General features: G+C 72.4%; 23 protein-coding genes and 2 pseudogenes. 17 read left to right on the top strand and 8 right to left on the bottom strand.

Going from position 1 to position 23,953, the window contains the following annotated elements; translation table 11 throughout:
- Positions 1 to 42: 42 nt before the first annotated feature.
- Genes ACFV9H_RS34640 through ACFV9H_RS34630 form a run of 3 tightly spaced genes read left to right on the top strand, consistent with a single transcriptional unit; the run spans position 43 to position 1,957 of the window.
- Positions 43 to 1,020: a helix-turn-helix domain-containing protein gene (locus ACFV9H_RS34640; protein WP_385406363.1), complete on the top strand. Its 978-nt coding sequence runs from the start codon at positions 43 to 45 to the stop codon at positions 1,018 to 1,020.
- Between the two features lie 25 nt (positions 1,021 to 1,045).
- Positions 1,046 to 1,531 (top strand): DUF456 domain-containing protein, encoded by a 486-nt coding sequence (locus tag ACFV9H_RS34635; RefSeq protein ID WP_385406360.1) that lies wholly within the window; start codon positions 1,046 to 1,048, stop codon positions 1,529 to 1,531.
- A gap of 54 nt (positions 1,532 to 1,585) precedes the next feature.
- Entirely contained in the window at positions 1,586 to 1,957 is a 372-nt protein-coding gene (locus tag ACFV9H_RS34630) for a PPOX class F420-dependent oxidoreductase (protein ID WP_385406357.1), read from the top strand.
- 132 nt (positions 1,958 to 2,089) lie between these two features.
- On the opposite strand, the gene rsgA is transcribed toward ACFV9H_RS34630, so the two are convergent.
- Both rsgA and ACFV9H_RS34620 read right to left on the bottom strand, forming a co-directional pair.
- The gene (gene rsgA, locus ACFV9H_RS34625; protein ID WP_385406354.1) at positions 2,090 to 3,205 is read right to left on the bottom strand and encodes a ribosome small subunit-dependent GTPase A; all 1,116 of its coding nucleotides are present in this window, start codon (positions 3,203 to 3,205) and stop codon (positions 2,090 to 2,092) included.
- Positions 3,206 to 3,282: 77 nt separating this feature from the next.
- A complete protein-coding gene (locus ACFV9H_RS34620) occupies positions 3,283 to 4,599 on the bottom strand; it encodes an FAD-dependent monooxygenase (protein ID WP_385406351.1) in 1,317 nt (438 codons plus the stop codon).
- Between the two features lie 80 nt (positions 4,600 to 4,679).
- On the opposite strand from ACFV9H_RS34620, the gene ACFV9H_RS34615 reads away from it, so the two are divergent.
- On the top strand, positions 4,680 to 5,486 hold the full coding sequence (locus ACFV9H_RS34615) for a TetR family transcriptional regulator (protein ID WP_385406348.1): 807 nt from the start codon (positions 4,680 to 4,682) through the stop codon (positions 5,484 to 5,486).
- A 7-nt stretch (positions 5,487 to 5,493) separates the two neighbouring features.
- Here ACFV9H_RS34615 and ACFV9H_RS34610 read toward each other — a convergent pair whose 3' ends face one another.
- The 3 genes and pseudogenes from ACFV9H_RS34610 to ACFV9H_RS34600 all read right to left on the bottom strand — a co-directional run bounded on the left by ACFV9H_RS34610 (position 5,494) and on the right by ACFV9H_RS34600 (position 8,207).
- On the bottom strand, positions 5,494 to 6,315 hold the full coding sequence (locus ACFV9H_RS34610) for a hypothetical protein (RefSeq protein ID WP_385406345.1): 822 nt from the start codon (positions 6,313 to 6,315) through the stop codon (positions 5,494 to 5,496).
- A pseudogene (locus ACFV9H_RS34605) lies at positions 6,312 to 6,966 on the bottom strand (response regulator). The gene ACFV9H_RS34610 and the pseudogene ACFV9H_RS34605 overlap by 4 nt, the downstream one beginning before the upstream one ends.
- Positions 6,954 to 8,207: a histidine kinase gene (locus tag ACFV9H_RS34600; protein ID WP_385406342.1), complete on the bottom strand. Its 1,254-nt coding sequence runs from the start codon at positions 8,205 to 8,207 to the stop codon at positions 6,954 to 6,956. The pseudogene ACFV9H_RS34605 and the gene ACFV9H_RS34600 overlap by 13 nt, the downstream one beginning before the upstream one ends.
- Before the next feature lie 176 nt (positions 8,208 to 8,383).
- Here ACFV9H_RS34600 and ACFV9H_RS34595 point away from each other — a divergent pair, with 176 nt between their 5' ends.
- Entirely contained in the window at positions 8,384 to 8,821 is a 438-nt protein-coding gene (locus ACFV9H_RS34595) for a hypothetical protein (protein ID WP_385406339.1), read from the top strand.
- Here ACFV9H_RS34595 and ACFV9H_RS34590 read toward each other — a convergent pair.
- Together ACFV9H_RS34590 and ACFV9H_RS34585 are read right to left on the bottom strand one after the other, a co-directional pair.
- Complete coding sequence (locus ACFV9H_RS34590; protein ID WP_385406336.1) at positions 8,818 to 10,035, bottom strand: cytochrome P450; 1,218 nt, start codon at positions 10,033 to 10,035, stop codon at positions 8,818 to 8,820. The genes ACFV9H_RS34595 and ACFV9H_RS34590 overlap by 4 nt on opposite strands.
- Entirely contained in the window at positions 10,032 to 10,862 is an 831-nt protein-coding gene (locus tag ACFV9H_RS34585) for a TetR/AcrR family transcriptional regulator (RefSeq protein ID WP_385406333.1), read from the bottom strand. The genes ACFV9H_RS34590 and ACFV9H_RS34585 overlap by 4 nt, the downstream gene beginning before the upstream one ends.
- Before the next feature lie 421 nt (positions 10,863 to 11,283).
- Here ACFV9H_RS34585 and ACFV9H_RS34580 point away from each other — a divergent pair, with 421 nt between their 5' ends.
- Complete coding sequence (locus ACFV9H_RS34580; protein WP_385406330.1) at positions 11,284 to 12,156, top strand: hypothetical protein; 873 nt, start codon at positions 11,284 to 11,286, stop codon at positions 12,154 to 12,156.
- Positions 12,157 to 12,172: 16 nt separating this feature from the next.
- Here the strand turns inward: ACFV9H_RS34580 and ACFV9H_RS34575 are convergent, their stop codons facing one another.
- Positions 12,173 to 13,297, bottom strand: coding sequence for a YihY/virulence factor BrkB family protein (locus ACFV9H_RS34575; protein WP_385406327.1), 1,125 nt, complete (start codon positions 13,295 to 13,297; stop codon positions 12,173 to 12,175).
- A 17-nt stretch (positions 13,298 to 13,314) separates the two neighbouring features.
- On the opposite strand from ACFV9H_RS34575, the gene ACFV9H_RS34570 reads away from it, so the two are divergent.
- From ACFV9H_RS34570 to ACFV9H_RS34520, 11 genes and pseudogenes are all read left to right on the top strand, one after another.
- The gene (locus tag ACFV9H_RS34570; RefSeq protein WP_385406324.1) at positions 13,315 to 14,958 is read left to right on the top strand and encodes an acyl-CoA dehydrogenase family protein; all 1,644 of its coding nucleotides are present in this window, start codon (positions 13,315 to 13,317) and stop codon (positions 14,956 to 14,958) included.
- A 356-nt stretch (positions 14,959 to 15,314) separates the two neighbouring features.
- A complete protein-coding gene (locus ACFV9H_RS34565; protein ID WP_385406381.1) occupies positions 15,315 to 16,577 on the top strand; it encodes a GAF domain-containing protein in 1,263 nt (420 codons plus the stop codon).
- A 5-nt stretch (positions 16,578 to 16,582) separates the two neighbouring features.
- On the top strand, positions 16,583 to 17,146 hold the full coding sequence (locus ACFV9H_RS34560; RefSeq protein WP_385406321.1) for a GNAT family N-acetyltransferase: 564 nt from the start codon (positions 16,583 to 16,585) through the stop codon (positions 17,144 to 17,146).
- Positions 17,147 to 17,599: 453 nt separating this feature from the next.
- Entirely contained in the window at positions 17,600 to 17,683 is an 84-nt protein-coding gene (locus tag ACFV9H_RS34555; RefSeq protein ID WP_310942095.1) for a putative leader peptide, read from the top strand.
- 240 nt (positions 17,684 to 17,923) lie between these two features.
- Positions 17,924 to 19,633, top strand: coding sequence for a nitrite/sulfite reductase (locus ACFV9H_RS34550; protein ID WP_385406318.1), 1,710 nt, complete (start codon positions 17,924 to 17,926; stop codon positions 19,631 to 19,633).
- Positions 19,630 to 19,809: a hypothetical protein gene (locus ACFV9H_RS34545; protein WP_053785636.1), complete on the top strand. Its 180-nt coding sequence runs from the start codon at positions 19,630 to 19,632 to the stop codon at positions 19,807 to 19,809. Before ACFV9H_RS34550 ends, ACFV9H_RS34545 begins: the two co-directional genes overlap by 4 nt.
- The gene (locus ACFV9H_RS34540) at positions 19,806 to 20,519 is read left to right on the top strand and encodes a phosphoadenylyl-sulfate reductase (protein ID WP_385406314.1); all 714 of its coding nucleotides are present in this window, start codon (positions 19,806 to 19,808) and stop codon (positions 20,517 to 20,519) included. Before ACFV9H_RS34545 ends, ACFV9H_RS34540 begins: the two co-directional genes overlap by 4 nt.
- Before the next feature lie 35 nt (positions 20,520 to 20,554).
- Entirely contained in the window at positions 20,555 to 21,100 is a 546-nt protein-coding gene (gene cysC, locus ACFV9H_RS34535) for an adenylyl-sulfate kinase (RefSeq protein WP_385406311.1), read from the top strand.
- Complete coding sequence (cysD, locus tag ACFV9H_RS34530) at positions 21,097 to 22,035, top strand: sulfate adenylyltransferase subunit CysD (protein ID WP_385406308.1); 939 nt, start codon at positions 21,097 to 21,099, stop codon at positions 22,033 to 22,035. Before cysC ends, cysD begins: the two co-directional genes overlap by 4 nt.
- A 2-nt stretch (positions 22,036 to 22,037) precedes the next feature.
- Positions 22,038 to 23,387 carry a sulfate adenylyltransferase subunit 1 gene (locus tag ACFV9H_RS34525; protein ID WP_385406305.1) on the top strand — a complete coding sequence of 450 codons (1,350 nt, stop codon included), beginning with the start codon at positions 22,038 to 22,040 and terminating at the stop codon, positions 23,385 to 23,387.
- Between the two features lie 215 nt (positions 23,388 to 23,602).
- Positions 23,603 to 23,953, top strand: a pseudogene (locus tag ACFV9H_RS34520) (sulfate ABC transporter substrate-binding protein); the annotation flags it as partial.

Below are 23,953 nucleotides of genomic sequence, written 5' to 3'. Positions count from 1 at the left end.
CCGCTTCCCGCCAGGCGCTGTGTCGAAAGGTGGGTGGACGGGTTGCTGGGTGCTATAGGCCTGGACGAGGGCCAGGAGTCGGCGTACCGCGCACTGGTGGCCCTGGGAGCGGCGGAGGTTCCCGATCTCGCGCACCGGCTGACCCTGCCGGTGCCGCAGACCGAACGGACCCTGCGCCATCTGGAGCGCCACGGCCTGGCCGCGCAGTCCTCGGCCCGCCCCGGCCGGTGGGTGGCGGCCCCGCCCGGTGTCGCCCTCGGGGCCCTGCTCACCCAGCAGCGGCACGAGCTGGAGCAGGCGGAGCTGGCGGCGGCGCTGCTGGCGGAGGAGTACCGGGCGGAGGCGTCCGAGCCGGCGGTGCACGACCTGGTCGAGGTGGTGCAGGGCGCGAGCGCGGTGGCGCACCGCTTCCATCAGCTCCAGCTGGGCGCGGTGGAGGAGGTGTGCGCGCTGGTCAGCGGCCGGCCGCAGGTGGTGACGGGCCCGGACAACGAGGCGGAGGAACGGGCCTCCGTACGCGGGGTCGACTACCGGGTGGTCATCGAGCGGGAGGTGCTGACGCTGCCCAGCGGTATCCGGGAGGCGTCGACGGCCCTGGCGCGGGGCGAACGGGTCCGGGTGACGGGGCAGGTACCGACGAAGCTGGTGATCGCGGACCGCACCCTGGCGATGGTCCCGCTGACGGCCCGCGGCGCGGAACCGGCGGCGTTGGTGGTCCACGCGTCGGGCCTGCTGGAATCCCTGATGGGCCTCTTCGAGGCGGTCTGGCGGGAGTCCCTGCCGCTACGGCTGGGCACGTCGGGCTCGGCGGAGGAGGGCGGCGGCTCCCCGGACGCCACGGACCTGGAGATCCTCTCGCTGCTGCTGGCGGGCATGACGGACGCGAGCGTGGCGAAGCACCTGGAGCTGGGACTGCGGACGGTGCAGCGGCGGGTGAAGGGCCTCATGGAACTGTCGGGGGTCACGACGCGGCTCCAGCTCGGCTGGCACGCCTACGAACGGGGCTGGGTGGCCCGATAGCCCCTGGTCGGTCAGGCTGAACAGCATGGATCTGCCTCAGCTGCTCCTGGTGGGGCTGGTGCTGCTGCTCGGCGTGGTCGGGGTCCTGGTGCCCGGCGTGCCGGGGACCTGGCTGGTGTGGGCGGGGCTGATGTGGTGGGCGCTGCACGAGCGGTCGGCGCTGGCGTGGTCCCTGCTGGTCGCGGCGACGGCACTGCTGCTGGTGGTCCAGGTGGTGAAGTGGCAACTCCCGCCGCGACGGCTGCGGGGAGTGGGGGTCACCCGCCGGATGGCGGTGTTCGCGGGCGCCGGCGCGGTGCTGGGTTTCGTACTGATCCCCGTGCTCGGGTCGGTCCCGGGCTTCGTGGGCGGCATCTACCTGTCCGAACGGCTCCGCCTCGGCACGCACGGCGAGGCGTGGGCGTCGGTGCGCACGGTGATGCGGGCGGTGGGGACGAGCGTGCTGGTGGAGCTGTTCGCGTGCCTGCTGGTGATGGGGGCGTGGGTGGGCGCGGTGGCGGCGGGGCCGTAGGCCTAGGTCCGAGGCCCGATGCGGTCGGGTGCCGTGGCTGCGAGGCTTTCGACCATGAGGGACTTCGACGGTTTCAACGAGGCGGAGCTGACGTACCTCCGCTCCCAGCACTTGGGCCGCCTGGCCACGGTGGACGCGGCCGGGCAGCCGCAGGTGAACCCGGTGGGCTTCTTCCCGCAGGAGGACGGGACGATCCTGATCGGCGGCATGGCCATGGGCGCGTCGAAGAAATGGCGCAACCTCCGGGCGAACCCGCGGCTGGCCCTGGTGGTGGACGACCTGGTGAGCACCCGACCGTGGCGTGTCCGCGGCATCGAAATCCGCGGCCACGCCACCCTTGAGGTGGGCCCGCACACGCTCGGCCCCCACTTCAGCCCGGAGGTGATCCGCCTCCACCCGGACCGCGTCCACACGTGGGGGCTGTGACCCGCCGGTTGTTTCAGCCTCGCCGGCGTTTGAGGCGCGGGTCCGGGCGGAGCCCAGGGTGCCGCGCAGCGGCGCTTCCGGCCCCGCCGGCGTGTGAGGCGCGCGGGGCCGGGGGCAGGGCTCCGGCAGCGGCTAGGCCCGGCCGCCCCGCTTCGCGGCATGGTTGGCGCGGCCCACCGCCGACTTCAGGCGCCAGTCGCGGCGGATCTCCGCCCGCATCCGCGCGTCCGTCTTCGCCACGATCCGCTGGTTCTCCCGCAGGAGCTTGCGGTAGCTCTCCAGCCGGCGTTCCGCGAGCTCCCCCGAGTCCACCGCGGCCAGCACCGCGCAGCCCGGCTCCGCCTCGTGCGCGCAGTCGTGGAAGCGGCAGCGTTCCGCGTAGTCCTCGATCTCCGAGAAGACCTGGCCGACCCCGGCCTCGGCGTCCCACAGCCCCACGCCCCGCAGGCCCGGGGTGTCGATCAGGACTCCGCCGCCCGGCAGGGCGAGCAGGTTGCGCGTGGTCGTCGTGTGGCGGCCCTTGCCGTCGACCTCGCGGGCCGCCTGGACCTCCATGACCTCCTCGCCGAGCAGCGCGTTGGCCAGCGTGGACTTCCCGGCGCCCGAGATGCCCAGCAGCACGCTCGTACCGCTGCCGACCATCGCGGCCAGGACGTCCGTACCCTCACCGGTCACGGAGGAGACGGTCAGCACTTGGACCCCCGGCGCGGTGGCCTCCACGTCCTCGACCAGGTGCCCGAGGGTCGCCGGGTCGGGGACCAGGTCCGCTTTGGTGAGGACGACCAGCGGCTGCGCCCCCGACTCCCAGGCCAGTGCCAGGAAGCGCTCGATGCGTCCGAGGTCGAGTTCCACGGCCAGCGATACGGCGATGATCGCGTGGTCGACGTTGGCGGCGAGGATCTGCCCCTCGGACCGCTGCGAGGAGGTGGACCGTACGAAGGCGGTGCGGCGCGGCAGGTACGCCTTCACGTAGCGCGGGTTGCCCGCGGCCTCGACGGCGGCCCAGTCGCCGGTGCAGATGACCCGGAGCGGGTCGTGCGGGGTGACGAAGGCGGTGTCGGCGCGGACGATGCCGTCGGCGGTCATGACGTCGCACTGGCCGCGGTCGACCCGTACGACCCGGCCGGGCAGGAGGCCCTGCTCGGCGTAGGGGGTGAATTCGGCCGCCCATGCGTCGTCCCAGCCGAAGGGGGCGAGAGCGTGCGAGGGGGAAGCCTGCGGGAAGGAAGAGAAAGAAGAGAAAGACAAGGGGAACCCTTCACAGGGTGGCCCCGGCAGTGCGCACTCGCTCGCTCAGCGGCGGCGGCGCGGGAAGAGGTGTGAGGTCAGCCGGAGACCACGGAAGTGACATTGATGGTCTTCTGAGTGCGGGCAGCGCCCTGCGCGATGACAGTCATCAATGAACTCACCTCCGGATCAATCACGCACTGGTGGTTCCCCACCGGTCGGCGGGAACGTCCCCACCGTAACAAGCCTCTTGGCCCGGGGGCCAATTGTTTTTCCGTTCCCCTTTTTTCGGCCGCCGCCGACCAGACGCGGCTCGCCAGGTTCCGCGCGACGATCCCCGCGCGCGTGGCCGGTACCAACATCGCCGCGGCCCGCTCCACCCCGCGTTGCTTGGGGTCCACGAGCCTTCGGTGGCGCTCCTCGTAGCGCCGGAACGCGCCCGCGTGGTCTTCGGGGCTCGCCGCCAGTTCTGCGGCCAGGGTGTACGCGCCCGCCATGGCCAGGGTGCTGCCGTCCCCGAACAGGGACACCGACGACGCGGCGTCTCCGAGCAGCGCGGTGCGCCCGTGCGACCAGCGGTCCATCCGTACCCTGCTGACGGCGTCGAAGTACAGCTCCTCCGTGGTCCGTACGCGCTCCAGCAGCTCCGGGATCCGCCAGCCGCCCCCCGCGTACGCGTCCCCGAGCAGCCGTTTGTGCGCGTCGGCGTCGCGGTGGTCGAAGTCCGGTACGGGGGCGGCGCGGTAGGCGAAGAACGCGAGGGAGTCGCCGCGCCGGGGGTGCACGGCGACCATCCGGCCCGGCGTGTTGTGGGCGACGACGGTGCGCGGATGCGGGGCGGGGGCGCCGCCGAGCGGCAGGGTGGCGACGTAGAGGCCCGCGTGGGCGACGAACCGGCTCTCGGGGCCGAAGACCTGCCTGCGGACGGTGGAGTGTTGGCCGTCCGCGCCGATGACGAGGCCGAAGCGGCGTGGCGGTGCGTGCCGGAACGTGACGTCCACGCCGTGCTCGTCCTGGTCGATCGTCGCGATGGAATCACCGAAGAGGAACTCGGCGTGGTCGCGGCTCGTTTCCTGGAGGATGGCGGCGAGGTCTCCCCGGCCGATCTCGACGTCCCGCCCGCCCGCGGCCGCGCCCGGGAGTGCGCCCAGGGAGAGGCCGCCGGTGCGCCGGCCCTCGGCGTTGACGAACCACAGGTCCGTCACGTCCGTGCCCGCCTCGCGCAGGCGCCGCGCGATCCCCATCCGCTCGGCGACGGCCACCGCCGGACCGCGGACGTCCACGGGGCTGCCGCTGGAGCGGACGCCCGGCGCGAGTTCCACCACGGTCGGCCGGAAGCCGTGCCTGGCCAGCCAGTAGGCGAGCGTGGGCCCGGCGATTCCGGCTCCGGAGATCAGTACGGTCTTGTCGTCCATAACGCCCCCTCACTTACCAACGGTCAGTTCAGACTGTAGGCATCTGCCCGCAAGTCAGGCAAGGAGATAGGCTCCATCGCGTGAATCAGTCCGAGAGCAGCAATTCCGAGACGAATTACGAGACGGCCCTTTTTGAGACGGCACCGCCTGAGACGGCACCGCCTGAGACGGCACCGGCCACTCGCGAGCGGATCCTGCGCGCGTCCATGGAGCTGTTCGGGGTCCGCGGTTTCCACGAGACCTCGCTGCGGGAGATCGCGGAGCGGGTCGGCGTCAGCAAGGCGGCGGTCCTCTACCACTTCCCCGGCAAGGCCGACATTCTGGGCGCGCTCGTGGAGCCGATGCTGAACGACCTGGCGGCGGCGATGGCCAACGCCGCGGCCGCCGGGCCGGGCCGGGCCCGCTGGGCGGCCATCGAGGGGATGCTCGACGTCTGGCTGGAGCACCGCTACCTGATCCGGCTGAACCTCCAGGACGTGGCCCTGGCCACCCCCGGGCCGGCCTTCGCCCGCTTCCGGGACGCCATGCTGCGGGCCAACGCGCTGGTGGCCGGGGCCGATCCGGATCTCGCGGGGCGAGTGCGGGCGGCGCAGGCCGTCGCGATGCTGTCCGACCCGGTGGTGCTGTTCGCCGACGCCCCGGTCGCCGCCCTGCGCGCGGCCGTACTGGACGGCGTACACCGGCTCCTGGACGGCACGGCGGAGCCGACGGCCGAGCCCCCGCCACCCGCCCGGGGCCGCCGCGGCCGCCCCGCCGCGATGAGCACGGCCATGATCGAAACCGCCCGCCGCATGCACGCCGCCGGCAGCAGCGCCGGCCTGATCGCCACCGCCCTCGGCGTCTCCCGGGCCACCGTCTACCGGCACCTGCCGCCCTCTGCGCCCTGAGCCGGGGTCACGGCCCGTACGAGGCTGCCGCGCGGCCGGAGCCGGCCCGTAGGTCGAGGGTGCGCGGGGAGGAGCCTTCGCGGAGGGGGTCCGGGACCTCGCAGCGGCCCACGCCGACCTCGCAGGTGACGCGGAAGGTGGTGGCCACGGGCACGGTGAGGGCGAGGCGGCCGGAGTCGACCTTCCCCGTCACCTGGTCCGGCGGGGCGGTGAAGGATGCCACGGCGCGGCCGGAGCCGACCCGGATGTCGGCCTGGGGGGAGGTGAGGTCGGCGCCGTGCAGGCGACCGGAGCCGACCTTCGCGCGCAGGGCGCCGCGGAGTCCGGTGATGTCCAGGCGGCCGGAGTCGATCTCCGCGTCCACGGTGCCGCCGAGGCTGCTGAGGGACACCCGGCCGGAGCCGGCCGTCACCTTCACCGGGATGTCGGCGGGGACGGTGATCCCCAGTTGGACCGAGCAGCCGGCCCCGGTGCCGATCCAGAAGCCCTCGCCCGGGCAGTGCGAGGTCAGCCGCAGGGTGTCGCCGAGCCAGCTCTCCTCGATGGTGGGCGCCTTCAGTGACCAGCTGACCTCGGCACGGTAGCCGACCTGTTGGTCCCCACGGGGGGCGACGGTGACATGCGCGTCGCCACTCACGATCTCCAGCGCGCTCACTCGGCGTCCGTCGCTGCCGCCCTGTAGGACCCGACTCTGCTGGGCCCGGTACGACCACGCCTGCCAGGCGACCGGCGTCAGGACGAGGAGCGCGCCGAGCAGCGCGGCGAGGGCCCAGGCGCGGCGGTGCCGGCGGCGCGGCCGTTCGGGCCGCGGCGCGTCGGGGCCCCTCACGGCGTGCCGTCCAGGAAGCGCAGGACCGCGAGGACCCGGCGGTGGTCGCCGTCGGTCGGGGGCAGGTCGAGTTTGGCGAAGATGCTGTTGATGTGTTTGGCCACCGCGCTTTCGCTGACGACGAGTTCGGCGGCGATGCCCGCGTTGGAGCGCCCCTCCGCCATCAGCGCGAGGACCTCCCGCTCGCGCGGGGTGAGCCGCTCCAGGGGGTCCGGGCCCGCCGCGGCGCAGCAGGAGCTGGGCGACGACCTGGGGGTCGAGCGCGGTGCCGCCGGCGGCGACGCGGCGCAGCGCGTCGACGAACTCCTCGACGTCGGCGACCCGTTGCTTGAGCAGGTAGCCGATGCCGGCGCCGCTGCGGGTGGCCAGCAGATCGGCGGCGTAGCGCTCCTCCACGTACTGGGAGAGCAGCAGTACCGCCGTGTCGGCGTGCTGTTGGCGGATCATCAGGGCAGCTCGTACGCCCTCGTCGGTGAAACCGGGCGGCATTCGTACGTCGACGAGGGCGAGTTGGGGACGGTGTTCCTCGACGGCGGCGAGCAGCCCCTCCGCGTCGCCGGTCTCGGCGGCCACCTCGAATCCGGCCATTTCGAGGACCTTCACGAGTCCTACGCGCAGCAGGACGGAGTCCTCGGCGATCACAGCCCGCACGGCAGCTCCACGGTGATGTCGGTCGGGCCCCCGAGGGGGCTGGTGATCATGATGGTTCCGTCGACCGACCCTACGCGCTTGCGCAGGCCGACCAGGCCGGTGCCGCGTGAGGGATCGGCTCCGCCGACGCCGTCGTCGGTGACGGTGATGCGCAGCAGCTCCCCGATGCGGCCTTGGCCTTGTATGCGTTCCACCCGTACCGAACAGCGCTCGGCCCGGGCGTGCTTGGCGACGTTGGCCAGGGCCTCGGACACCACGAAGTAGGCGACGGCTTCCACGGTGGGGCCCGGCCGGGTCGCGATGTCCACGGCCAACTCGACGGGGAACGGGGCCCGGGCGGCGATCCCGGACAGCGCCGCGTCGAGCCCGCGGTCCTCCAGTACGGCCGGATGCAGGCCCCGTACCAGGCTGTTGAGCTCCTCGATGGCCTCCTTCGCCTCACGGTGGGCCTCGTCGATGACGGCCCTGGCCTCCGGCGGCAGGTCGGTCAGGGTGGCGCGGGCGATGCCGAGGTTCATGGCGAGCGCGACGAGGCGTTGCTGGGCTCCGTCGTGCAAGTCCCTTTCGATGCGGCGGCGTTCGAGGTCGGCCGCGTCCAGGACGCCGGCCCGGCTCTCGGCGAGGTCCTCGACGCGGCGCTCCAACTCCCGGGACCGGTTGGGGCCGAGGAGGGCGGTCGCCGCGAAGGCGTCGAGGCGGGTGGAGAGTGCGGCGAGCCAGGGCGTGGAGAGCAGGAGGAGGGCGCCGCCGGTGGTGATCAGGTCGAGGTCGAGGTTCCAGTCGGAGCCCGGCAGTGCCCAGTCCCACGCGTACACGGTGGCGCCGGCGGCGCCGACGGCCCCGGAGAGCACCACCAGCGCCCCGGCCGCGGCGGCGAGCGGGCTGACGACGAGGTGGTAGCCGTACTGGCGCCAGGTCGCCTCGGAGCGCACCCGTTCGAGCATCCCGCGCGGGCTCCACCAGCGCTCCTGGCGCACGACACGCGGTATGTCGAGACCGAGCAGGGACCAGCAGCGGCTGCGCTGCAGGGTGGTGAGCAGCGGACCGAGCGCGAACAGCAGGAACAGTCCGACGGGGCTGGTGCCGGGCGGTACGACGGCGTGGGCCAGGCCGAGGAGGGCGGGCAGCGCCGCCGGGATCGCGGCCGCCGCGAAGGCGATGTTGCGCCTGGCCCACGCCGACCACGGTGCGTGCGCCGTGGTCCAGGTGTACGTACGCCTCAGCGCGCCGCGAAGTGCCATGCTCGTACGGTAATCGCCCTGGTCGGAGGCCTGCCATCACGTTGGTGCCCGGGCGGGGGTGTACCTGGCACCACCCCCGGTTCGGACGGTGGAGCTACTGATCGCGGCGGCCCGGCGGACGAGGCTGGTGGTGTGCCCGGGGGACGGACCGCCGGGCCGGAAGGAGACCCGCCGCCATGGCCCTCGTCGCCCCGCAGTTCCGCACCCGGCAGCTCGGCACCCGGCAGCTCGGCACCCGCCGGCCCTTCGGCACCCGGCGCGCGCCCCGGCTCTCCACGGTGTTCACGGGAGCCGGGTTGGCACTGCTGCCGTGGATGCTGGTGCTGGCGAAGACCGTGCCGCACACCACCGAGGTCTCCAACTGGTCCACCGCGTGGATCGGCCTGGACCTGATGCTGGCCGCCGGACTGACCGGGACCGGGATGCTGCTCCGCAAACGGGACCCCCGGGTCTCCCCGGTGGCCGCCGCGACGGCCGCGCTGCTGCTGATGGACGCCTGGTTCGACGTGACCACCTCGGCCGGAACCGCCGAACAGGGGATGGCGCTGCTGCTGGCGGTGGGAGCGGAACTGCCGTTGGCGATCGCGTGCGCCGCCGTGGCCGCCAGGCGCTAACCGAAGCGGACCGGTAGGTACTTGATGCCGTTGATGAAGTCCGAGCGCAGTCGGCGGACTTCACCGGCGAGCTCGAAGTCGGCGTGCCGTAGCAGCAGTTCGCGGATCAGCGCCTTGATCTGCGTACGGGCCAGGCCCGCGCCGAGGCAGAAGTGGGGGCCGCCGCCGCCGAAGGCGAGGTGATCGTTCGGGGTGCGGCGGACGTCGAAGGTGAAGGGGGCGTCGAAGACCTCCTCGTCGCGGTTGGCGGAGGTGTAGTACGTGACCACCTTCTGGCCCGCGGCGATCGGACGGCCGCGCAGCACGGTGTCGCGGGTGGCGGTGCGCCGGAAGTTGTGGATCGAGCCGCCCCACCGGAGGAACTCCTCGGTGGCGGAGTTCCACAGTGCCTCGTCCTTCGGGGACGCGGCGAGTTCCGCGCGGGCGGCGGGGTGTTCGGCCAGGGCCAGCACGGTGGCGGAGAGCAGGTTGCGCGTGGTCTCGTTGCCCGCGACGCAGAGCAGCACGAAGAACATGTTGATCTCGTGCTGGGTGAGCCGGTCCCCGTCCACCTCTGCGTGGACCAGGGTCGACAGGATGTCCTCGCGCGGGTGGGCGCGCCGGTCGGCGGCCAGGGCGTCGCAGTAGGCGTAGATCTCGGCGGCCGCGAGGTCGCTGTCGTGGCGGCCCGCCGAGAGCTCCGGATCCTGGCCGCCGGCCATCCGGTTGCTCCAGTCGAAGATCAGCCGCTCGTCGCCGGGCGGTACGCCGACCATCTCGCAGATCGTCTGGATCGGCAGCCAGGCCGCCACCTCGGAGACGAAGTCCATGTCCCGGCCGGGAGTGACCGCCTCCTCCACGAGGGACACCGCGCGCTGCCCGATCCGGGCGGCGAGCCGGCGTACCGTCCGGGGCGTGAAGCCCGCGCTGACCAGGGCGCGGTAGCGGGAGTGGCGCGGGGCGTCCATGCCGAGGAGGACCAGGCGCAGGGACTCCAGGGACTCGGGGCTCTGGTCGCGGACCATGAAGGAGCCGAGTTCGGTGGACCACAGTTCGGGGTCTCGGCTGATCGCCTTGACGTCGGCGTGCCGGGTGACGGCGTAGAAGCCCTCGTGGGGGCCGGGGATCTCGTGCCAGTGCACGGGGTCCTCCCGGCGCAGCCTGGTGAACTGCTCGTGCGGGACCCCGCGGGCCCAGGTGTCTTCGAGCAGGTCCACTTCGCCGGTGGGGATCATGATCCGCTTCCCTTCGAGGACGACTTCAGGAGGGCTCCGAGGGCTTCCACGACGAGGGCGTCGGGGATGCCGTGGGGGTCGAGGCGGTGCTGCATCGCGAGGCCGAGGAGGAGGCCCAGTACGAGGGCGCCGGTCTCCTCCGGCGGACGGGGCAGGGGCGTGCCGGTGGCTTCGGCCCAGTCGGCGAGGCCCTCGCCGAGCTGGGCGCGGATCTCGGCGTAGCGCTGGGCGAGTTGCGTACCGATGAGCGGGCCGCGGGCGCCGTGCAGCCACAGCTCCGCCTCCAGGAGCAGCCAGGAGTTCCCGTGGTCGGGGTGCGGGCGGGTGAGGCTGCCCCACATGGCCTCGAAGTGCGTGGCGGGATCCGCCGGGTCCGCACTGGCCGCGATCTCGGCGGCGAGCTCCTCGGCGGTGCGCTCCTTCCAGACCTCCAGCAGGGCGAGCAGCAGGCCCTCCTTGCCTCCGAAGTGGCTGTAAAGCGCCCCGGTGGTCCGCCCGGCGGCCTCGGCGACGGCCTCGGCCGACACGGCGTGGAAGCCCTTGCGGGCGAAGAGCTCGGCGGCGGCGTCGATGAGCCGCCCCCTGGTCTGCGACTTCCGCTGCGCTTGTGCCCGCCGTGGGGGCGCCTGCGGCGGGCCCGGTGGGGCAACGGCCCGCTTCGGCCGGGGGGCCGGGGGTGTCGGCTCCTGTCCGTCCGCGGTCATCCCGCCCCGGGGCATCCCGTCCGGGTGCGCCCGGGTCGCCCGCGCCCCGTTCGCCCGCTCCGACGGGCGGGGCGGGTCCGGCTGCGCCTGCGGCGTGCGGAGGTGGGACGGGGGCTGCGACACGGGACCTCCAGGCGCTTATATCGGCTTCCCGATATAAGTTGCGCCCGGGACTGACGATCCGTCAATCCCCGTGCGGGTACCGGGTTCGGACGGTGTCCGATGCGGCCGGGACGGCGACGCGTCCGGTGGCCGGCCCGGCCCCATGGCTCCCTGGAGATCCCCGCCGACGCCGACGGGCAGCCCCACGTGGAGCCGCCCTCCCCGGCGGGCTGCGGATCGCGTGGGACACACAGGAGGCCATCCGCTCCTTCGACCCGTCCTGGACCCGCTCCTCCGGCGACGGCCGCGCCGGGCCGGCCTTCCTGTGCGACTCCCCCGCCGAGGTGGACGCGGTGCACGCAGACCTGACGGCTCGGCGGGTCCCCCCAAGATCGATGGCGGTAGGGTCACCACATCCGTTGACACCAGGGGGAGTTGAGAAGTGACGGACACACTTGGGCAGCCGGATCCGGGGAGGATTCCACCGAGGCCGGCGGAGCCGCCGTACGTGGCGCCCATGGGGCCGGTGGCGCCCTTGGGTCCCGTGCCGCAGGCCGCGCCGTCCGGCCACCCGCCGCGCTGGGCGTGGTGGGTGATCGGGATCGTGATCCCGGTGGTGGGCACGGTGGCGACGGTGTTCGCCACCTCGGAGAAGAACGACACGTCGCCGCCGCCCGCCAGGGGCGCCACGGCTCCGGCGACGAACGGCTCCGCCTCGCCCGAGCCGTCCGCCTCGCCGTCACGGTCGGCCTCCGGGCGCTCCGTCGCCCCCTTGGCCAGTCCGTCCTCGGCGTCCCCGAGCGCATCGGCAACCGGCCCGGACCTGTCGGCGCCGGCGGGCTACCAGCCGCACCAGGGCAGGTGGGGTGTCGCGCCTCCGGTCTGCGGCGAGACCCTGCTCGTCGATCTCGACGCGGGCGTGTCCACGTCCGTGAAGGTGAAACAGGCCGGGGACGGCGGGTCCGCGGAGCAGACCGCCACCACCGAGCTGGAGTACCGGCCGAAGTCCTTGGGGTGCAGCACCAACGGCGACGCGCCCGGCTACATGGAGCTGCTGTCGGCCACGGGCCGCCAGGTGGGAGTGCTGCGCGCGGGGCAGCCCCAGACGTTCGAGAACTGCCGGGCCGCGGCGGGAACCGGTTTCGGGCCCGTTCAGCTGGGTGGCTCCGCGGCGAAGGAACGCGGTCTGGTGAAGGGCGCCGCCGTGTGCTCCGTCACCAACCAGGGCTCGGTCGCCATGGCCCTCATCGAGGAGGTCAGCAACGAGTACACCCCGACGGTGAGCGGCCGGCTCATCGTCTGGTCCAAGGACTGAGCCCGGGCGCCGGGGGTCAGTGCTTGCGCAGGCGCGACGAGTAGTCCTCCGGCGGCAGGAACTTCGACCACCGCTCCGGGAACTCCGACGGCATCGCGCTGTCCTCGTCGTCCTCCGACTCGCCCTCGGCCAGGGCCCGCCAGGCGGCCGCCCGCGCGATCAGCTGGGCGGCCTCGGCCTCCCGCGCGCGCTCGTTCGCCTCGCGGGCCGCCGCCGTGGCCACCGACGGCCAGACCCTGTCGATGGCGGCGTTCACGGCCGCGCCCACCAGCACAGCGAAGGCCGAGATGCCGATCCAGAGGAGGATGGCCACCGGGGCGGCCAGCGAACCATAGATCGTGGGGCCCTCCACCGTGTTCGTGAGGTAGATCCGCAGCAGGAAGGAGCCCAGCACCCACATCGCCAGGGCCACCAGCGCGCCCGGCACGTCCTCGATCCACGGCGAGCGCACCGGCACCGACACGTGGTAGAGGGTCGTCAGGAAGACGATGGACAGCAGGGTGACGGTCGGCCAGTAGAGGATCGCGATCACGTTCGTGCCCCAGGGCACCAGCCGCACCACCGCGTCCGGCCCCACCACCATCAGCGGCAGCACGATCGCGCCGATCAGCAGCGCGATGATGTACAGCAGGAAGGCCAGCAGCCGGGTCTTGACGATGCCGCGCTGGCCGTCGAGGCCGTACATCACGGTGATGGTGTCGATGAAGACGTTGACGGCGCGCGAGCCCGACCACAGGGCGAAGGCGAAGCCGAGCGAGATCAGGTCCGGGCGGCCGCGCCCGGTGACGTCGTCCAGCATCGGTTTCGCGATGTCGTTGACGCCCCGGTCGGAGAGGACGGTGCCGACCGCGCCCAGGATGTTCTCCTCGATGCTCTGCACCGACTGGGTGTTCGTCCAGCCGTCCACGTAGCCGAGCAGGCCCAGCAGGCCGAGGAAGAGCGGGGGCAGCGAGAGCAGCGTGAAGAACGCCGCCTCGGCCGCGAGCCCGAGGATCCGGTACTCGATGCACGAGTTGACGGTGTCCTTCAGCAGCAGCCAGCCCATTTTCCGCTTCGACACGTTGCGGTACAGGGCACGGGCCCGGTGGAGCCGTCCAGGGCGTCCCGGGATCCGCTCGGGTGTTTCTTTTGCTGGCTGCACGTCCTTACGGTATCCGCATGGCAGCCACCACCCACACAGTCACCAATCAGGCCCCGCCCCTCGTGGGCCACGACGTCTACGGAGGCGACCGGGCGCTCACCGAGGGCGTCGAGCGCCACCTCGCCTCCGCGGCGCCCGAACTCCTCGGCGAGGTGCGGCAGGAGCTCACCACGCTCGGGCTGTCCGCCGGTTCGGCGCAAGCCCAGGAGTGGGGTGCGCAGGCGAACGAGAATCCGCCGAAGCTCCGCACGCACGACCGGTACGGGAACCGGATCGACGAGGTGGAGTTCCACCCGGCCTGGCATCGGCTGCTCGGGAAGGCCGTGACCTCCGGGCTGACCGACGCCTGGGGGCGCCCGGCCGGGCATCTGCGCCGCGCCGCAGGGTTCTTCGTGTGGTCGCAGGCCGAGGCGGGACACGGCTGCCCGATCTCGATGACGCACGCCGCCGTGCCGGCGCTGCGGACCGACCCGGAGTTGGCCGCCGAATGGGAGCCTCGGCTGACCTCGCACGTGTACGAGGAGGGGCTGCGGCCGGCCGCCGAGAAGGGCGGCGTGCTCTTCGGCATGGGGATGACGGAGAAGCAGGGCGGCAGCGACGTACGGGCGAACACGACGACGGCGACGCCGCTCGACGCGTCGGGCGAGTACCTGCTGACCGGCCACAAGTGGTTCTGCTCGGCCCCGATGTGCGACGGGTTCCTGGTGCTGGCGCAGGCGCCCGGGGGGCTGACCTGCTTCCTGGTGCCGCGGGTGCTGCCGGACGGTACGCGCAACGTCTTCGCGATCCAGCGGCTGAAGGACAAGCTGGGCAACAAGTCGAACGCGTCGAGCGAGGTGGAGTTCGACGGGACCTGGGCGCGGCGGGTGGGCGAGGAGGGCCGCGGCGTGCGGACCATCATCGAGATGGTCGCTGCGACCCGGTTGGACTGTGTGATCGGCTCGGCCTCGCTGATGCGGCAGGCCCTGACGCAGGCCGTTCACCATTCAGAGCACCGCTCCGCTTTCGGAGCGCCGCTCATCAAGCAGCCGCTGATGCGCAACGTGCTCGCCGACCTCGCCCTGGAGTCGGAGGCGGCCACCACCCTGACCCTGCGGCTCGCGGCCGCCTACGACGCCGGCACCGAGCAGGAGAAGGCCTTCCTGCGCCTCGCGGTGCCCGTCGCGAAGTACTGGGTGACCAAGCGCTGTACGCCGATGGTCGCGGAGGCCCTGGAGTGTCTGGGCGGCAACGGGTACGTCGAGGAGTCCGGCCTGCCCAGACTGCTGCGCGAATCCCCGCTGAACTCCATCTGGGAGGGCTCGGGCAACGTCCAGGCCCTCGACGTGCTCCGCGCGCTCCAGCGCGAGCCTCAGGCCCTCGGCGCCTTCCTCCAGGAGGTCGGCCTCGCCCGGGGCGCGGACCACCGGCTGGATTCGGCCATCAAGGACCTGCTGACGGAGCTCGCCGACCTGGAGGGCATCGAGGCGCGGGCCCGCCGGGTGGTGGAGCGCATGGCGCTCGTGCTCCAGGGCTCGCTGCTGCTGCGGTGGGCTCCGCCCGAGGTGGCGGACGCGTTCTGCGCCTCGCGGCTGGGCGGCGACTGGGGCGCGGCCTTCGGCACGCTGCCGCACAGCCTCGACCTCGGCACGATCGTGGAACGGGCGCGGATCGCGGGCTAGGAAGGGAGCCGCCGGGCTCCTCGTACGGTCCCCAAACCGCTCCGAGCCGGGATCCGAGCCCGTTGACCGGAACAGAGGTGGCGCCGCGCCGACTCGGCACCACCTCTGAGCCGATGAGCCCCGAGGAGGAGCTGTCACGCCGTCTGGCGGCGTCCGGACAGTTTCGGTCGACCGACCGGGACTTGGCGAGAGTTGCATGACGTTGCAACCTTTGAGTCGACAGTCGCCCTTCGGGTGTCGGGGGAAACGGCACCGGAGGACCATCCGGGCGGCTCGCTCAGTACGTCCTGTTCGACGGGGAGGTTCCGGTGGCCAGTACCACAGGCAGCGCGGTCGACGCGGCACGCATCTCGGCCATGGACGCGCGGGAGGCCGCGCGTCTGCTCAAGGGCGTACGGGAGGCGGCGCTGGCCGGGGCCCGACCACCCGCCGCGCCCAGACCGGAGATCGCCGAGTCCTGGCGCCGGATGATGGCCGGCGGGGTGCATCCGGACCGGGACGCGCGCTCGCGGATGCTCTCGGCCGCCGAGACCGAGGAGCGGCGGCACGTCTCGCCGCTGCGGGAGATCCTGCCGGTGCTCCGGGAGGGGCTGCTGCCCGCCCTGGACGAGGCCCTGCACATCATGGTCGTCGCCGACGCCGACGGGCGGCTGCTGTGGCGGGAGGGCCACTCCTCCATCCTGCGCAAGGCGGACCGGCTCGGCTTCGCGGTCGGGGCCGACTGGGACGAGGCCGTGGTCGGGACCAACGGGGTGGGCACGGCGCTCGTGGCCCGGCGGCCCGTCCAGGTGTTCTCGGCGGAACACTTCGTCTCCAGCCACCACGACTGGACCTGCGCGGGCGCGCCCGTACGCGACCCGCGCGACGGTCGCCTGCTGGGCGTGGTCGACGTCAGCGGGCCGCTGGCCACCATGCACCCGGCGACGCTGTCGTGGGTGAGCTCGGTGGCCAGGCTCGCCGAGCGGGAGCTGCGGATCAGGCACCTGGAGTCGCTGGAGCGGCTGCGGGCGGTCGCGGCCCCGCTGCTGGCCCGGCTGCCGGGACGGGCGCTCGCGGTGGACCAGAACGGCTGGACGGCCGCCGTCACGGGCCTGGTGCCCACCGAGCGGATCCCGCTGCCGAAGGGTTTCGGGCCGGGCCGGGCGTGGGTGCCGCAGCTCGGCGACTGCGCGGTGGAGCCGCTGCCGGGCGGCTGGCTGCTGCGGATCGCGCAGGACCGTACGAGCACGGCCGTGACCCGGGTCGTCCTCGACCTCAGCCGGGCGGGAGCCTGCTCGGCGACGGTCTACGGGGCCGCCGGAAGCTGGGCGCAGGAGCTCAGCCCGCGCCACGCGGAGCTGCTGTTCCTGCTGGCGGAGAGCCCGCGGGGCCGCTCGGCGGCGGATCTGTCGACGGAGCTGTTCGGGGATCCGACCCGCACGGTGACGGTCCGGGCGGAGATGTCCCGCGTACGCCGCCACCTCGCGGGCGTGCTGGCCCACCGGCCGTACCGCTTCGCGCAGGACGTGGAGGTGGAGCTGATCCGTCCGCAGGATCCCGCGACGCTGCTCCCGCACTCCACGGCCCCCTCGGTGATCCGGGCCCGGCTGGGGCGGAGGGGACCGGCCGTGATTCCCTGAGGTGCATGAGCACCATCACACTCACCACGTGGTCCCTCGAAATGAACGCGCCGGACGATCTGGTCCCGGCGACCGTCCCGGGTCCCGAGATCACCATCTCGCGGGCGGAGGTCCCGTCCCCGGAGTTCAGCCGCTTCCTGTACGCCTCGGTGGGCGGCGACATCCACTGGACGGACCGGCTGTCCCTGACCCGCGCGCAATGGGTGGAGCAGCTCGGGCGTCCGGGGGTGGAGACGTGGGTGGCGTACGACCGCGGCACGCCGGCGGGGTACGTGGAGCTCGACCCGCAGGACGACGGTGTGGTGGAGATCATGTACTTCGGCCTGCTCCCGGACTTCCGGGGCCGCCGGATCGGTGGACACCTGCTGACGGTGGGCGTGGCCCGGGCCTGGTCCCTCGCGGAACGCTGGCCGGAGCGGACCCCGACCCGTCGGGTCTGGGTGCACACGTGCAGCCAGGACGGCCCGACGGCGATGGACAACTACCAGCGCCGCGGCTTCAAGGTCTTCAAGACGGAAACCTCCGAGAAGGAAGCCACCCCGACCCCTGGCCCCTGGCCGGGCGCGTAACCCGTCCCCGGGGGGTGAGCCGCCCGGCCCCGGGCCCCTAGCCGGGCCCCTGCCCCCTCCAGCGGAGCCGCCCGCCCCGGCGCCCCCGACCTGGTGCCTACCCCCTCCGGGGAAGCCGCCCGCCCCGGTCCCTGACCGGGCACGTCTCCGCCCTCGGGGGTGCGGCCGCTGCGCGGGGCCTCCCCCACCCCGCCCCTTCCCTAAACTTGGGGCTCTGCCCCAAGACCCCGTTCCCGGGGCTCCGCCCCCGGACCCCGCGCCTCAATCGCCGGCGAGGCTGGATCTTGGCTGATGCCGTCCGCTGCCCGCAGGGCAGTTTTCAGCCCCGCCGGCGTTTGAGGCGCGGGGGGTCGGGGGGTGACCCCGATCACGCCATCCCATCATCCGGGACGACTTCGTCCGGATGATGGACAGTAGTGGACTCCTCCAATCGGCACATGACACGCTTCCGCCATGAATGGAGCTGGAATTGCCTTGGTGAGTCGGCGGCACGTCGACCTCGGCCGCATGTCCAGCGCCATCTGTCCGGCGTGCTGACGGAACCAGCAACCGCCGCACATCGCCACAATCCCGGCATCGTCGCCGTGGAAGTGTCGATCACCGCAGCCCCCTGAAGGCCGAATTCCGCCCCGCCCTGTCCGCCGGCAACCCCGGCGAAGGCGCGGCGATCAGCCGCACCCGCTCAGCGTCGTCAGTGCTTGTGCCGGGGGCCACGCCACCACCGCCCCCTGTTCTGCCTGCCCTCCGCCCCGAGCCGCCGAAGAAGGACGTACCGCCATGGCCGCCACCCCCGAAACGCCCGCAGCCGCAGCTCCCGCAGCCGCCGCGCGCCGCAAGACCGGCCGTCACCGCGGCGAGGGTCAGTGGGCCGTCGGACACCACACGCCCCTCAACGGCAACGAGCAGTTCAAAAAGGACGACGACGGTCTCAATGTGCGGACGCGCATCGAGAACATCTACTCCAAGACGGGCTTCGACTCGATCGACCCCAACGACCTCCGCGGCCGTATGCGCTGGTGGGGCCTCTACACCCAGCGCAAGCCCGGGATCGACGGCGGCAAGACCGCGATCCTGGAGCCGGAGGAGCTGGACGACAAGTACTTCATGCTGCGCGTCCGCATCGACGGCGGCCGGCTGACCACCGAGCAGCTCCGCGTCATCGGCGAGATCTCCGAGGAGTTCGCGCGCGGCACCGCCGACCTCACCGACCGCCAGAACGTGCAGTACCACTGGATCCGGATCGAGGACGTCCCGGAGATCTGGCGCCGCCTGGAGGCCGTCGGCCTGTCCACCACCGAGGCCTGCGGTGACACGCCCCGCGTCATCCTCGGTTCGCCCGTGGCCGGCATCGCCCAGGACGAGATCATCGACGGCACCCCCGCCATCGACGAGATCTACCGCCGCATCGTCGGCAACCCGGACTTCTCGAACCTGCCCCGCAAGTTCAAGTCCGCGATCTCCGGCTCGCCGCTGCTCGACGTGGCGCACGAGATCAACGACATCGCGTTCGTGGGCGTGAACCACCCCGAGCACGGCCCCGGCTTCGACGTCTGGGTCGGCGGCGGTCTCTCCACCAACCCCAAGCTGGGCGTCCGCCTGGGCACCTGGGTCTCGCTCGACGAGGTCCCGGACGTGTACGAGGGCGTCATCTCGATCTTCCGCGACTACGGCTACCGCCGGCTGCGCACCCGCGCCCGCCTGAAGTTCCTCGTCGCCGACTGGGGCCCGGCCAAGTTCCGCCAGGTCCTGGAGGACGAGTACCTGAAGCGCAAGCTGACCGACGGCCCCGCGCCCGAGCAGCCCAGCGGCCAGTGGCGCGACCACGTCGGCGTGCACCAGCAGCAGGACGGCAAGTTCTACGTCGGCTTCGCACCCCGTGTCGGCCGCGTCGACGGCGCCACCCTGACCAAGATCGCGGATGTCGCCGAGCAGCACGGTTCCGGCCGGCTGCGCACCACCGCCGAGCAGAAGATGATCGTCCTCGACATCGAGGCCGACCAGGTCGACTCGGTGGTCGCGGCCCTGGAGGCGCTGGACCTGCGGGTCAAGCCGTCCCCGTTCCGTCGCGGCACGATGGCCTGCACCGGCATCGAGTTCTGCAAGCTGGCCATCGTCGAGACCAAGGCGCGCGGCGCCTCGCTGATCGACGAGCTGGAGCGCCGCCTGCCGGAGTTCGCCGAGCCGCTCACCATCAACATCAACGGCTGCCCGAACGCCTGCGCCCGTATCCAGGTGGCGGACATCGGTCTCAAGGGCCAGCTGGTCCTGGACGACGACGGCAACCAGGTGGAGGGCTACCAGGTCCACCTGGGCGGCGCCCTCGGCCTGGAGGCCGGTTTCGGCCGCAAGGTCCGTGGCCTCAAGGTCACCTCGGCCGGTCTGCCGGACTACGTCGAGCGGGTCGTCACGCGCTTCGAGGAGCAGCGTGAGGACGGCGAGCGCTTCGCGGCCTGGGTGGGTCGCGCCAAGGACGAGGACCTCTCGTGAGCGAGCGCGCCGCACCGTTCTACTGCCCGTACTGCGGCGACGAGGACCTGTTTCCGAACGAAACCGGCCATGGCGCCTGGGAATGCAGGGCCTGCAACCGAGCCTTCCAGCTGAAGTACCTCGGGCTGCTGGCCCGGGGCGTTCAGTCGAACACCGCTGGAGGGGACGAGATATGACCACCACTCAAGACGCCGGTCTCACGGCCGCGGAACTCAAGGCGCTGGCCGAGCAGGCGGGCCGGGACCTGGAGGACGCCTCCGCGCTGGAGATCCTCACCTGGGCGGCCGAGACCTTCGGCAAGAAGTTCGCCGTGACCTCCTCCATGGAGGACGCGGTCGTCGCCCACCTCGCGTCCCGCGCCTTCCCCGGCGTGGACGTGGTCTTCCTCGACACCGGCTACCACTTCGAGGAGACCATCGGCACCCGTGACGCGGTCGAGGCCGTGATGGACGTCAACGTCATCACGCTCACCCCGCGCCAGACGGTGGCCGAGCAGGACGCGGAGTACGGCCCGAAGCTGCACGACCGCGACCCCGACCTGTGCTGCGCGCTGCGCAAGGTCAAGCCGCTGGAAGAGGGCCTGACCGCGTACGACGCATGGGCGACGGGCCTGCGCCGCGACGAGTCCCCGACCCGGGCGAACACCCCGGTCGTCGGCTGGGACGAGAAGCGGCAGAAGGTCAAGATCTCGCCCATCGCCCGCTGGACCCAGGACGACGTGGACGCGTACGTCGCCGAGCACGGCGTACTCACCAACCCGCTGCTGATGGACGGTTACGCCTCCGTCGGTTGCGCCCCCTGCACCCGCCGCGTGGCGGAGGGCGAGGACGCGCGGGCCGGCCGTTGGGCCGGACGCGGCAAGACCGAGTGCGGACTGCACGGCTGATGACGACCAGCGAAGAACTTACGGAGACAGAGCAGATGAGCGTGAGCGACCAGGGCGCCACCGTGTGGCTGACCGGGCTGCCGAGCGCGGGCAAGACCACCATCGCCTACGCGCTGGCCGAGCGGCTGCGCGCCGACGGCCACCGCGTGGAGGTGCTCGACGGGGACGAGATCCGCGAGTTCCTCTCCGCCGGCCTGGGCTTCAGCCGCGAGGACCGGCACACCAACGTGCAGCGGATCGGCTTCGTCGCCGAGCTCCTCGCGAGCAACGGCGTCAAGGCGCTGGTCCCGGTGATCGCGCCGTTCGCGGACAGCCGTGACGCCGTCCGGGGGCGCCACGCGGCCGCCGAGACGAACTACCTCGAAGTGCACGTGGCCACCCCGGTCGAGGTGTGCTCCGAGCGTGACGTGAAGGGCCTGTACGCCAAGCAGGCGGCGGGCGAGATCTCCGGTCTGACCGGGGTCGACGACCCGTACGAGGCGCCGGAGTCCCCGGACCTCCGTATCGAGTCGCACACGCAGACCGTCCAGGAGTCGGCTTCGGCCCTGTACGCGCTGCTCACCGAGAGGGGTCTGGCATGACGACGACCGTCGCACACGTCCACGACGAGACGGACGCGCCCTACGCGCTGTCGCACCTCGACGCCCTCGAGTCCGAGGCCGTGCACATCTTCCGCGAGGTGGCGGGCGAGTTCGAGAAGCCGGTGATCCTTTTCTCCGGCGGCAAGGACTCCATCGTCATGCTGCACCTGGCGCTGAAGGCGTTCGCGCCGGCGCCGGTCCCGTTCACGCTGCTGCACGTCGACACGGGCCACAACTTCCCCGAGGTGCTGGAGTACCGCGACCGCACGGTCGAGAAGCACGGGCTGCGCCTGCACGTGGCGTCCGTCCAGGACTACATCGACGCGGGCAAGCTGCGCGAGCGCCCGGACGGCACCCGCAACCCGCTGCAGACCGTCCCGCTGACCGAGGCGATCCAGCAGCTGAAGTTCGACGCCGTCTTCGGCGGCGGCCGCCGCGACGAGGAGAAGGCCCGCGCCAAGGAGCGCGTCTTCTCCCTGCGCGACGAGTTCTCCCAGTGGGACCCGCGCCGCCAGCGCCCCGAGCTGTGGCAGCTCTACAACGGCCGCCACGCGCCCGGCGAGCACGTGCGCGTCTTCCCGCTCTCGAACTGGACCGAGCTGGACGTCTGGCAGTACATCGCCCGCGAGGGCATCGAGCTGCCGGAGATCTACTTCGCCCACGAGCGCGAGGTCTTCCTGCGCAACGGCATGTGGCTGACCGCCGGCGAGTGGGGCGGCCCGAAGGAGGACGAGACGCCCGAGACGCGTCTCATCCGCTACCGCACCGTCGGTGACATGTCCTGCACCGGCGCCGTCGACTCCGACGCCGCCACGCTGGACGCAGTGATCGCCGAGATCGCCGTCTCCCGCCTCACCGAGCGGGGTGCCACCCGCGCCGACGACAAGATGTCCGAGGCCGCGATGGAAGACCGCAAGCGCGAAGGGTACTTCTAGAAATGACCAGCACCACCGATCAGGTCGCCGGCCTGGACGACCTCGCGGCGACCACCCTGCTGCGCTTCGCGACCGCCGGTTCCGTCGACGACGGCAAGTCCACCCTGGTGGGCCGGCTGCTGCACGACTCCAAGTCGGTCCTGACGGACCAGATGGAGGCCGTCGAGGCGGTGTCCCAGGCCCGTGGCCAGGAGGCCCCCGACCTCGCACTGCTCACCGACGGTCTGCGGGCCGAGCGTGAGCAGGGCATCACCATCGACGTCGCGTACCGCTACTTCGCCACCGCGCGCCGCCGGTTCATCCTCGCGGACACCCCGGGGCACGTGCAGTACACCCGGAACATGGTCACCGGCGCCTCCACCGCCGACCTGGCCGTGGTCCTGGTCGACGCCCGCAACGGAGTGATCGAGCAGACCCGCCGGCACGCGGCCGTCGCCGCGCTGCTGCGCGTCCCGCACGTGGTCCTGGCCGTCAACAAGATGGACCTGGTGGGCTACGAGGAGTCGGTCTTCGCGAAGATCGCGGAGGAGTTCACCGCGTACGCCTCCGACCTGGGCGTCCCGGAGATCACCGCGATCCCGATCTCGGCCCTGGCCGGGGACAACGTGGTGGACCCGTCCGCGAACATGGACTGGTACGGCGGCCCGACGGTGCTGGAGCACCTGGAGACCGTGCCCGTCAGCCACGACCTCACCGCCTGCCCGGCGCGTTTCCCGGTGCAGTACGTGATCCGTCCGCAGTCCGCCGAGCACCCCGACTACCGCGGCTACGCGGGCCAGATCGCATCCGGCGTGCTGCGCGTCGGCGAGGCCGTCACGGTGCTGCCGTCGGGCCGTACGAGCACGATCGTCGGCATCGACGCGCTCGGCGAGAGCGTCGACATCGCCTGGGCACCCCAGTCGGTGACGCTGCGCCTCGCGGACGACATCGACATCTCGCGCGGCGACCTGATCGCGCCGTCCGCGAACGCCCCGGCCACCACGCAGGACGTCGAGGCGACGGTCTGCCACGTGGCCGACCAGCCCCTGGCCGTCGGCGCCCGGGTGCTGATCAAGCACACGACGCGCACGGTCAAGGCGATCGTCAAGGAGATCCCCTCGCGGCTGACCCTGGACGACCTGTCCCAGCACCCGAACCCCGGGCAGCTGGTGGCCAACGACATCGGCCGCGTGGTCGTCCGTACGGCCGAGCCGCTCGCGCTCGACGCGTACGCCGACTCGCGCCGCACCGGGTCCTTCCTGCTGATCGACCCGGCCGACGGCACCACCCTCGCCGCGGGCATGGCGGGCGAGTCCTTCGCCTCCAAGGCCGAGACGACCGTGCAGGCGGACGAAGAAGGCTGGGACTTCTAGATCATGCTCGCCGATCTCTACTCCACCTTCGCGAAGGAGGGCGGCCGCGTGGGCAGCGGCGCCCTCGGCAGCGGTCAGGGAGGGGTGGCGCGATGTGCGCGATGACGTACGTGCACCGCATGCGCGCCCACACCCCCCACGAGCCGTACCCGCCCTTGCTCCACGAACGAAGACGTGCGTCATGAGATGACGACGTCACGAGAGGAAGTCCTCCCGTGCCTGCCACCGGTAACACCCGCAACACCCTTCTCCGCCGCGGCGCAGTCGCCGCGACCCTGCCGCTGCTGATCGGCGCTCTCGCCTCCTGCGGCTACGGGTCCCAGGCCGACAAGGCCGAGGACAAGAAGGCCAGCGTCGCCGAGACCGGTGGCGAGAAGCTGTCGGCTTCCGAGGTGCGGATCGGGTACTTCCCGAACCTGACGCACGCGACCGCTCTGGTCGGTCTTCAGGAGGGCCTGATCCAGAAGGAGTTGGGCGACACCGCGATCAAGCCGCAGGCCTTCAACGCCGGCCCGTCCGAGATCGAGGCCCTCAACGGCGGCTCTCTCGACATCGGCTTCATCGGC

This window comes from Streptomyces sp. NPDC059874 (genome assembly GCF_042731135.1).
GTDB lineage: Bacteria > Actinomycetota > Actinomycetes > Streptomycetales > Streptomycetaceae > Streptomyces.
The sequence above is the reverse complement of the archived record's forward strand: the minus strand, read 5'-3'. Positions and strand labels throughout refer to the sequence as shown.

What these genes read in the sequence shown, in the direction of transcription:
- ACFV9H_RS34635 (WP_385406360.1), top strand. Translation starts at nt 1,046, where the DNA reads ATGGATCTGCCTCAGCTGCTCCTGGTGGGGCTGGTGCTGCTGCTCGGC.
- ACFV9H_RS34630 (WP_385406357.1), top strand. Translation starts at nt 1,586, where the DNA reads ATGAGGGACTTCGACGGTTTCAACGAGGCGGAGCTGACGTACCTCCGC.
- ACFV9H_RS34620 (WP_385406351.1), bottom strand. Translation starts at nt 4,599, where the DNA reads ATGGACGACAAGACCGTACTGATCTCCGGAGCCGGAATCGCCGGGCCC.
- ACFV9H_RS34600 (WP_385406342.1), bottom strand. Translation starts at nt 8,207, where the DNA reads ATGGCACTTCGCGGCGCGCTGAGGCGTACGTACACCTGGACCACGGCG.
- ACFV9H_RS34595 (WP_385406339.1), top strand. Translation starts at nt 8,384, where the DNA reads ATGGCCCTCGTCGCCCCGCAGTTCCGCACCCGGCAGCTCGGCACCCGG.
- ACFV9H_RS34590 (WP_385406336.1), bottom strand. Translation starts at nt 10,035, where the DNA reads ATGATCCCCACCGGCGAAGTGGACCTGCTCGAAGACACCTGGGCCCGC.
- ACFV9H_RS34570 (WP_385406324.1), top strand. Translation starts at nt 13,315, where the DNA reads ATGGCAGCCACCACCCACACAGTCACCAATCAGGCCCCGCCCCTCGTG.
- ACFV9H_RS34565 (WP_385406381.1), top strand. Translation starts at nt 15,315, where the DNA reads ATGGACGCGCGGGAGGCCGCGCGTCTGCTCAAGGGCGTACGGGAGGCG.
- ACFV9H_RS34560 (WP_385406321.1), top strand. Translation starts at nt 16,583, where the DNA reads ATGAGCACCATCACACTCACCACGTGGTCCCTCGAAATGAACGCGCCG.
- ACFV9H_RS34555 (WP_310942095.1), top strand. Translation starts at nt 17,600, where the DNA reads ATGAATGGAGCTGGAATTGCCTTGGTGAGTCGGCGGCACGTCGACCTC.
- ACFV9H_RS34550 (WP_385406318.1), top strand. Translation starts at nt 17,924, where the DNA reads ATGGCCGCCACCCCCGAAACGCCCGCAGCCGCAGCTCCCGCAGCCGCC.
- ACFV9H_RS34540 (WP_385406314.1), top strand. Translation starts at nt 19,806, where the DNA reads ATGACCACCACTCAAGACGCCGGTCTCACGGCCGCGGAACTCAAGGCG.
- cysC (WP_385406311.1), top strand. Translation starts at nt 20,555, where the DNA reads ATGAGCGTGAGCGACCAGGGCGCCACCGTGTGGCTGACCGGGCTGCCG.
- cysD (WP_385406308.1), top strand. Translation starts at nt 21,097, where the DNA reads ATGACGACGACCGTCGCACACGTCCACGACGAGACGGACGCGCCCTAC.
- ACFV9H_RS34525 (WP_385406305.1), top strand. Translation starts at nt 22,038, where the DNA reads ATGACCAGCACCACCGATCAGGTCGCCGGCCTGGACGACCTCGCGGCG.